The 8,729-nt window shown below is 41.6% G+C and carries 9 protein-coding genes and 1 pseudogene; 6 read left to right on the top strand and 4 right to left on the bottom strand.

Annotated elements, in window-relative coordinates:
• Positions 1 to 293: HNH endonuclease (locus tag LYNGBM3L_RS36440; protein WP_131827367.1), on the top strand; the 293-nt coding region annotated here is incomplete at its 5' end.
• A 239-nt stretch (positions 294 to 532) separates the two neighbouring features.
• Here the strand turns inward: LYNGBM3L_RS36440 and LYNGBM3L_RS43455 are convergent.
• Positions 533 to 673, bottom strand: a complete 141-nt coding sequence (locus LYNGBM3L_RS43455) for a hypothetical protein (protein ID WP_154659777.1) — start codon at positions 671 to 673, stop codon at positions 533 to 535.
• Positions 674 to 1,508: 835 nt separating this feature from the next.
• Between LYNGBM3L_RS43455 and LYNGBM3L_RS13725 the strand changes: the two genes are divergently transcribed.
• Positions 1,509 to 2,714 carry a PrnB family protein gene (locus LYNGBM3L_RS13725; RefSeq protein ID WP_008184081.1) on the top strand — a complete coding sequence of 402 codons (1,206 nt, stop codon included), beginning with the start codon at positions 1,509 to 1,511 and terminating at the stop codon, positions 2,712 to 2,714.
• A 555-nt stretch (positions 2,715 to 3,269) separates the two neighbouring features.
• Here the strand turns inward: LYNGBM3L_RS13725 and LYNGBM3L_RS13720 are convergent.
• Positions 3,270 to 4,103, bottom strand: a complete 834-nt coding sequence (locus LYNGBM3L_RS13720; RefSeq protein ID WP_008184079.1) for a Uma2 family endonuclease — start codon at positions 4,101 to 4,103, stop codon at positions 3,270 to 3,272.
• A 233-nt stretch (positions 4,104 to 4,336) separates the two neighbouring features.
• On the opposite strand from LYNGBM3L_RS13720, the gene LYNGBM3L_RS13715 reads away from it, so the two are divergent.
• From LYNGBM3L_RS13715 to LYNGBM3L_RS13705, 3 genes are all read left to right on the top strand, one after another.
• A complete protein-coding gene (locus LYNGBM3L_RS13715; RefSeq protein WP_008184077.1) occupies positions 4,337 to 4,561 on the top strand; it encodes a hypothetical protein in 225 nt (74 codons plus the stop codon).
• The gene (locus tag LYNGBM3L_RS13710) at positions 4,558 to 5,127 is read left to right on the top strand and encodes a Uma2 family endonuclease (protein ID WP_008184075.1); all 570 of its coding nucleotides are present in this window, start codon (positions 4,558 to 4,560) and stop codon (positions 5,125 to 5,127) included. The genes LYNGBM3L_RS13715 and LYNGBM3L_RS13710 overlap by 4 nt, the downstream gene beginning before the upstream one ends.
• A gap of 323 nt (positions 5,128 to 5,450) precedes the next feature.
• Positions 5,451 to 6,053: a metal-dependent hydrolase gene (locus LYNGBM3L_RS13705; RefSeq protein ID WP_008184073.1), complete on the top strand. Its 603-nt coding sequence runs from the start codon at positions 5,451 to 5,453 to the stop codon at positions 6,051 to 6,053.
• 121 nt (positions 6,054 to 6,174) lie between these two features.
• On the opposite strand, the gene LYNGBM3L_RS43450 is transcribed toward LYNGBM3L_RS13705, so the two are convergent.
• Positions 6,175 to 6,354 carry a hypothetical protein gene (locus LYNGBM3L_RS43450; protein ID WP_044493130.1) on the bottom strand — a complete coding sequence of 60 codons (180 nt, stop codon included), beginning with the start codon at positions 6,352 to 6,354 and terminating at the stop codon, positions 6,175 to 6,177.
• A 234-nt stretch (positions 6,355 to 6,588) separates the two neighbouring features.
• On the bottom strand, positions 6,589 to 7,380 hold the full coding sequence (locus LYNGBM3L_RS13695) for a Uma2 family endonuclease (RefSeq protein ID WP_008184071.1): 792 nt from the start codon (positions 7,378 to 7,380) through the stop codon (positions 6,589 to 6,591).
• Between the two features lie 476 nt (positions 7,381 to 7,856).
• On the opposite strand from LYNGBM3L_RS13695, the pseudogene LYNGBM3L_RS13690 reads away from it, so the two are divergent.
• A pseudogene (locus tag LYNGBM3L_RS13690) lies at positions 7,857 to 8,428 on the top strand (Uma2 family endonuclease).
• Positions 8,429 to 8,729: the final 301 nt, after the last annotated feature.

Below are 8,729 nucleotides of genomic sequence, written 5' to 3'. Positions count from 1 at the left end.
ACAAACAGAACCAACACGTGAACGTAAGGGGGACTAAGTCACCATACGACGGCGACCTAGTCTACTGGAGCCAAAGGAATTCACGCCTTTACTCCGATGCTACCTCTGACGCATTGAAAAAGCAAAACCATTCCTGTGGACACTGTGGACTGAGATTCATCGAAGGCGAGGATGTACATCTTCATCACATAGATGGAAACCACGACAACTGGTCAAAAAAGAATCTACTAGCAGTACATCAAAGCTGCCATCAACAGATACACTGGAGCACTCCTAAGGGAGAGAATATCTAGGAGCCGTATGAGGGGAAACCTTCACGTACGGTTCTGAAGGAGAGGTGCCCCGGATAATACCGGGCATCGACTCTAACCGACGGGGCTTCCTGGGGAATTTATTACGATGATGACTAAGTACATAATTCTGGGTTAAGCTATTAAATTGCTGGGGGGCTTTGCCCCCTGGCCAAACCATCGGGTTTGCTCCCATGGGAGCATGTCTGGAATGGTGCGAAATGTGAATTCATAAGGTTTACCTAGCCGTGGATAGTATTTCTGCGGCTATTTTTTTGTTTGAAAAGGGAGTAGGGAGTAGGGAGTCGGGAGTAGGGAGTAGGGAATCGGGAATCGGGAGTCGGGAAATGCGATCGCGTAGCGTGACCAAAGGTCAATCCCATTCCCTTACTTTACTGCTTGGTTATTTGGTTTTTCTATTTGGGCTTGGTAGTCATGAGGCGTTCGCGTAGCGTGGCCTACGGCCAATCGCTACAGCCAACCTCTCACCTCTCCCTATTCCCATTGATAGGTTGATCAAATTTAGTTTGATTTGGCAATGAGTATTTATACGTTTGTTTTTACTTTACAAATGAGTTGTAAAACTAGATTGTGATTTTTGCTAAACTGAAAAATTATGTATTCCTTATTGCTCTTACCTATTGGAAGTTTTAGGTTTCCTAAAGCTTTAGATGATTTGTTTACATCTCAAATAAAAATGGCTCTTCCGTACTTGTTATGCTAAATTAACACTTTGCCAAAGGGACTGAGGCCGTAGGCCACGCGGGGCGCGTTCGGAGCAGGGACTTCGGAGCAGGAGGAAGAGGCAGCTATATTGGAAAAATTTATGGTTAAATAGCCTCATAACCCTTACACAGTAAGCTTTTCGGGGGGGGTAAACTATAAATTTAGCATAGTAGGTACTGAAGAACCAGCAATCATAGTCATGAGGTACAAAGTTCTGGCTTTTAGGGAGCAGGGACTGAGGCCGTGGGCCACGCTTTCGCCAAAGCCGACGCTGCTTGAGGTGCGAACGGAGCAGGTAAGAGATAAGAGGTAATAGGTAATAGGGAAACAATCCTCTGTACCTCATAGCTATAAGAAACGCTATAGATGAGCTTACCCTGACCAATGAGCTCGAAAGAGCAATATATAAAAAAAAATAAAAATATTTAAACCGCTCTAAATCAGGTTTATAATACATATTGTTTAAACTATTTTTAGTAGAAAAATCCAATAATGTTTGATTTCAAAGACAAAATAATAGAAAAAGGATTCTTGACTGAAACCTTAGAGTCCTTGGATTTTTGGCCTGAACAGTATTATGTTTGGAGAGAAATAGCTCAGAATCTTCCAAATATTTTGCCCATTGGAGAAGTGGGAATAGAGGTAGATAAAATGCCTCAGATAGATACAACTTCTTTAGAGGATTTTCATCTGAATAATGCCAAACTTTGTCTAGGAATGATAGCCCAAGCTTATGTTTGGGAACCCATCTATAGAGGCGAATCTGAACCCCGAACAGTTCTTCCAGCACAGATTGCTATTCCTTTTGTTGAGATTTCAGAAAGGTTGGAGGAACCACCAATACTCAATTATGCTGATTATGTCTTAAGAAACTGGAGAAAACTAGATCCAAACGGAGATTTTACGACAAACAACCTTAGAAGTCTTGTGACTTTTTCAGGGAGACAAGATGAAGACCAATTCATCACTGTTCATGTAGCCTATGAAGCAGCAGCTAGAGAGTGTTATAAACAAGGTATAAAAGCGATGGAGCTAGCACAAGAAAGAGATGCGGTTTCTCTGGCTATTATCTTACGAGAAATGGCGGACACCATTGTTAACATGAAAGATGTCTTCATGACGACAGAGAATATCGTGTCTGCTGAAGTTTTCAGAAAACACATCAGGCAGTTTCTCAAAGGGTGGAACAATAACGTTGAGCTTATTTATGAAGGTACTGAGATTAATGCTTCAGCTCTCAGAGGAGAAACAGGTTCTCAAAGCAGCGCGATGCCTTTCTTAGACCGGATTATGGGTTGTATGTCTCTGGATCCTGTACAAAGAGAAATTCTTAACGAAAAAAAATCTATTCCTGTGGATTTGATTTTAAAAGACTACTATGATTTTGTAAACTATATGCCAGCCCCTCATAGAAAGTTCTTGGAGGAAATTTATCAGAAGAGCCAAGTAAGGAGCTTTGTGATAGAAAATGGTTCTTCAGATTTAGTAAGAGCTTACAATAACTGTGTTGGAAATATTCTTTTGATGCGAACCAGTCATTTCAAAATGATTCCTAAGTACATATCTAATCCGGGTGACAATAATAATACGGGTTATGGCACAGGTGGTACTTCTTACGTGACTTACCTAGGAACTCTCAGGAATGTCACTGAATCTGCTGCCATCAATAGCAAGGATGGAGAGCATCCCAATTTTTGAAAAACACAAAGGGGATACAAATATAGTGCTTCACGCTGGTGTCGTTACAAATTCATCGGATGAAATACAGATATCAAAGGGTATTCATTTATCATTTGGGTGCGGCTCTTTTGAAAATAAAAATTGTATTTTTGCATAAAGTATGAAATCCTTGCATAAAAAGAATTGTATGCTTGAGACATGCTCAAAATAGTCTCGCTCAAAGAGTGAAAAACAAGATAATATCTTTTTTGTATTATCGTATTACACATTGAAATGGGGTTTTTGCGTTTCATTTTTTTGCGATCGCTTAATTCTATCCCTTTAGCCTAGAAAACTTAAATCTAAATATAGAAAGGGTTAGAAGTATGTAGTGTACTTGTAATATAGCGTATTCCTAAAAGAGCCGCACCCAATTAATTTTGTTTAGGTGCTTAGTAAGCTTTAGCATGCATGCCTCTTGCCTCTTGCCTGGCGCGTAGCGCTATATCAGCTATCAGCGGTCAGCCACTGGCCAAGGGTTGAGTGCTAACCGCTGACCGCTCAATGCTTACACCAATCCGTTGCGAGATCGCTTCAAACTTGATCAGGATCTACTCCCATAGCTCGTAAGCGAGCAGCCAGTTGCTCAGCTCGTTGTTGAGCTTGAGCGGCTTGTTGTTGAGCTTGAGTAGCTTGTTGTTGAGCTTGAGCTGCTTCTTCTTGAGCTTGAGTAGCTTGTTGTTGAGCTTGAGCTGCTTCTTCTTGAGCTTGAGCTGCTTCTTCTTGAGCTTGCACTGCTATTTCTTCAGCAGTAGGTAGCACAATTCCGTCATTAGTAGCCCAACGTAACCAAGTAGTATCAACATTATTTTTATAGACCCCTTGCCAACGAACTAAGGCTAATCCTAATCTTTCGCTAATTAGTCGTCCTTGTTCATCTTCAGTTAAAGGCTGATAGACGCCATTGTGCAACCTAAATCCGGCAAAATCCTCTGGATTAAACGGGTCGTACCAAAAATATTCGGGTACTCTGACTTGGTCTTGATAAACTACTTTTTTAGTAGTTTTATCCGTGTTAGCTGTACTGTCAGAAATTAGCTCAATAATCACATCAGGTGCTTTACCTTCTTCCCAAACTACCCAACTTAGTCGTTCGGCTTTCGGAACTCCAAGCACTACAAATACATCCGGACCACGGAAGTCTTGATTCTTAATTTGTTCTGTACTGAAATAAAGAAACATATTACCCCCAAAATAGCCATCTTCCCGCTGGGCTAACCAAGGGTATAACGGGTCAGTCAGCAATTCCATCTGAAGTTTATGTCGTTCCGTTTCCATAGGAATACCGTCATCACAAGGAAGTTCATATTGAGTTGGCGGTACAGGAGGAGTATTATGCACAACAGCAGAGGTCATAGTTTTAGACATAGTGGTGGTATTTCCTACTCAAATTTAACGCCTATCGCTAAGGTATCGTTGAAACTTGCTAAAAAACCCAGCCGTTGGTTCTTTCTTTTTTGAGCAAACTATGGTACTAGAGTTGCTACAGTAGCTATTCTATTAGTAGTCAATTTTTAGAGGACAACAAAGCTTGTAGGCCACGCTTCGCGATCAAGCTGAGGCCTTTGGGCCACGCTTTGCGAACGCTTCCGCCAAAGGCGATGGGCGAAGCCCCGCTTTCAGCGATCGCCTTTGGCGCGGCTGAGGCCTTTGGCCACGCTGCGCGAACGCCGATCGGAATAGTTATTGATCACTGGGAATCAAAAACGCGATCGCTAAAACAATTCTATAGCGTTAGTTATTTTTATAAAATACACTTAGGTTTCTACTCCCTACTCTCTACTCCCTACTCCCTGCTCCCTGCTCCCTTCCCTAAACAATCATGACCACCCTAACCCTTGATCTCCAATCAATTAACCTTACCGACGAGCAATTTTTCCAGCTTTGTCAAGACAACCATGATTTAAAATTTGAACGCAATGCTAATGGAGATTTAATTATTATGTCACCCACTGGCGGCAGCACAGGAAACTGTAATCTAGAAATAGGCTACCAACTTCAAGCCTGGAGCCGTCAAAACAAGTTGGGAATTGCTTTCGATTCTTCCACTGGTTTTAAACTCCCCAATGGTGCCGACCGTTCTCCCGATGCTTCTTGGATACCATTACAAAGCTGGAATAGTTTAACTCCTCAACAACAAGAGAAATTTCTGCCCCTGTGTCCTGATTTTGTGATTGAATTACGTTCGCCTAGTGATAGCTTAATAGCAATTCGCCAGAAGATGGAAGAATACCGAGACAATGGTGCTCGTAATGGTTGCTTGATTAATCGTAAAGAGCGACAAGTTGAAATTTATCGACCAAGTAGAGATATTGAGGTTTTAGAGTCTCCCCCTAGTTTATCTGGAGAAGAGGTTTTGCCTGGTTTTGTGTATCTTGACCTGGGGGGGTGACATGCAAGCTGAAATCCTTACTGGGTAATAATTTCAGCCGATAATTCCCAAAAATATACATTCTGTTTTGGGCGCTCCTTTGGACGTAGTTATAAGGGTTTGAGCTTCCCTAACATGAATTTAGGCTTAATTTCCGACTGTATCTTCCATGACACCATTGGCATCAAAGCCTTATAGAGTAAGCTTTTTGGGGCTCATGTCACCCCCTCAGGTATCTTGACCTAATTTGGTGAAGGGTTATACTTAAACATAAATTTTGATTTTACCTATTAAATTAAGATGCTATAATAACTTAATTCAGTAACATCAAAATAAAAAAATATATGTCATCTTTTATTGGCCATAGTGTAACTGCTGTAACTATTGGTATTGCTTTTAATTCACCCAAAAAACCACTGCTATTGCGCTTGGCTTGGTTTTTATGGTTAATAGTAATTGCCTCTTTCCCTGACTTGGATCATTTTATCCCTTGGTTACATCAATCAGCACACCGTCAAACTCGTATTACCCATTCCCTAGCATTTGCTCTGATTATTCCCATTTGTACAATCGTAGTTTTAATTATTATAGTAATTAGGGGACGCCAACTCAAAGTGTATAGTTTTCAAGCGATATTAGCGGGTCTTTCCCAAATTATTATCGATTTGTTAGTTGGAGTTGTTGGTATACCTTTGTTCTATCCCTTCACTAGAGAAAACTTTAAACTTCCTTGGGGTATTTTACCCAGCGCCGGAAAACTAGACCTAAGCAATTATTACTTATATAAAAACCTATTGATCGAGATGGGGATACTATTACCATTGTTTTCCTTGGTTGCCATTTGTCGTTACCATCTTTTAAAACCCCGTCAGGTAAAAATTGTTATCTTTGGCTTACTGTTTACTTCAACCTGCTTTATGTTTTGGGGATATAATCTGTCTCGGTAGCCCAAGCATGGTGGTATAGCACTACCCATTTGACAAAACTATGGTAAAAGAGTTGCTAAACCAACTATGAGTTGACCTTAGCAACTCCTCCTAACTCGAGGGATATTGCGATGGGTGCATCTCATATTTGTAAAAGGGGAATGGGGAATGGGGAATGGGGAATGGGGAATGGGGAATGGGAAATGGGTAATAGGTAATGGGTAATAGGTAATAGGGGAAGCATGTCACTTAAGCCTAATATTTTTACCATTACTATAGCCCCCTGATGGGTAATTGCTTGCTGATCTGGTAAATAGTTCATCTGTTCTGCAACTAAGACCGGATTTTTGTTGTTTTGTCAAGTAGTTCATTTGTTAGGCTTATTTGACCTGCTCCCTTTATAGTCGGGTGCATCTCATATTTGTAAAAAAGGAAGTGTGGGGCCCGGGCCCGGGGAGTGTGGGAATTTTCTCCCGAATTTTTGCCTAATTGCAAAACTGAGATGCACCCTATTGCGATCGCTTAAATCCGTTAACTACTCCGTTGCGCGATCGCTTCAAACTTGATCAGGATCCACTCCCATAGCTCGTAAACGAGCAGCCAGTTGCTCGGCTCGTTCTTGAGCTTGGGCTAATTGCTGTTGAGCTTGGGCTGCTTGTTGTTGAGCTTGGGCTGCTTGTTGTTGAGCTTGGGCTGCTTCTTCTTGAGCTTGCACTGCTATTTCTTCAGCAGTAGGTAGCACAATTCCCTCTAAAGTAGCCCAACGTAACCAAGTAGTATCAACATTATTTTTATAAACCCCTTGCCAACGGACTAAAGCTAATCCTAATCTTTCGCTAATTAGTCGTCCTTGTTCATCTTCAGTTAAAGGCTGATAGACGCCATTGTGCAACCTAAATCCGGCAAAATCCTCTGGATTAAACGGGTCGTACCAAAAATATTCGGGTACTCTGACTTGGTCTTGATAAACTACTTTTTTAGTAGTTTTATCGGTGTTAGCTGTACTGTCAGAAATTAGCTCAATAATCACATCAGGTGCTTTACCTTCTTCCCAAACTACCCAACTTAGTCGTTCGGCTTTCGGAACTCCAAGCACTACAAATACATCCGGACCACGGAAGTCTTGATTCTTAATTTGTTCTGTACTGAAATAAAGAAACATATTACCCCCAAAATAGCCATCTTCCCGCTGGGCTAACCAAGGGTATAACGGGTCAGTCAGCAATTCCATCTGAAGTTTATGTCGTTCCGTTTCCATAGGAATACCGTCATCACAAGGAAGTTCATATTGAGTTGGCGGTACAGGAGGAGTATTATGCACAACAGCAGAGGTCATAGTTTTAGACATAGTGGTGGTATTTCCTACTCAAATTTAACGCCTATCGCTAAGGTATCGTTGAAACTTGCTAAAAAACCCAGCCGTTGGTTCTGTATTTTTTGACCAAACTATGGTAATGCGCTACGCGCAAGGCAAGAGGCACCCACCCCTAACCCCTCCCAGGAGGGGAAGGCAAGAGGCAAGAGGCACCCACCCCTAACCCCTCCCAGGAGGGGAAGGCAAGAGGCAAGAGGCAAGAGGCAAGAGCGAAAAAATCCTGTGTACCTCATTAGGGGAAAAACAGCTATAGCTTTTCTATTAGTAGTCAGTTTTTTAGGGCAACATCGGAATAGTTATTGATCACTGGGAATCAAAAACGCGATCGCTAAAACAATTCTATAGCGTTAGTTATTTTTATAAAATACACTTAGGTTTCTACTCCCAACTCCCTACTCCCAACTCTCTACTCCCTACTCCCTACTCCCTACTCCCTTCCCTAAACAATCATGACTACCTTAACCCTTGATCTCCAATCAATTAACCTTACCGACGAGCAATTTTTCCAGCTTTGTCAAGACAACGACGATTTTAAATTTGAACGCAATGCTAATGGAGATTTAATTATTATGTCACCCACTGGCGGCAGCACAGGAAATCGCAATGGTAGATTAAACCAACAGTTGTTTAACTGGAGTGATTCCGATGGAACTGGCATTGCTTTCGATTCCTCCACTGGTTTTAAACTCCCCAATGGTGCCGACCGTTCCCCCGATGCATCTTGGATACCATTACAAAGCTGGAATAGTTTAACTCCTCAACAGCAAGAGAAATTTCTACCTCTATGCCCTGACTTTGTGATTGAATTACGTTCTCCCAGTGATAGCTTGACAGCAATTCGAAAAAAATGGAAGAATACCGAGACAATGGCACTCGTCTAGGTTGGTTGATTAATCGTAAAGACCGACAAGTGGAAATTTATCGACCAAGTAAAGACGTTGAAGTGTTAGAGTCTCCCAGTAGTTTATCGGGAGAAGAGGTTTTGCCTGGTTTTGTGCTGTATCTTGAGTTAATTTGGTGAAGGTTTATAAGCAGTCAGCGGTCAGCGGTCAGTAGTCAGCTCAGATATCTGGCTTTAAAGCTGTATGGTCTTTTTTTTTCTGTCCAATAAAACTCCGGATTTCTTTTGCATTTTGCCTCTTGCCTCTTGCCTTTTTCGGCAATCGATGAATTGACAACCCAGAGCCAAAAGCTGATTGCTGAAAGCTGATTGCTTCCCTAAAAACAAGAGACTGAAAAAATTTTTTTTGTTGACAATTATTGACGATTCTGTTAGCGTATCCAGGGAATTACGATGTAAGCAGTCAGCAGTAAGCGGTCAG

It is taken from the genome of Moorena producens 3L (assembly GCF_000211815.1).
GTDB classification, from domain to species: domain Bacteria; phylum Cyanobacteriota; class Cyanobacteriia; order Cyanobacteriales; family Coleofasciculaceae; genus Moorena; species Moorena producens.
The sequence above is the reverse complement of the archived record's forward strand: the minus strand, read 5'-3'. Positions and strand labels throughout refer to the sequence as shown.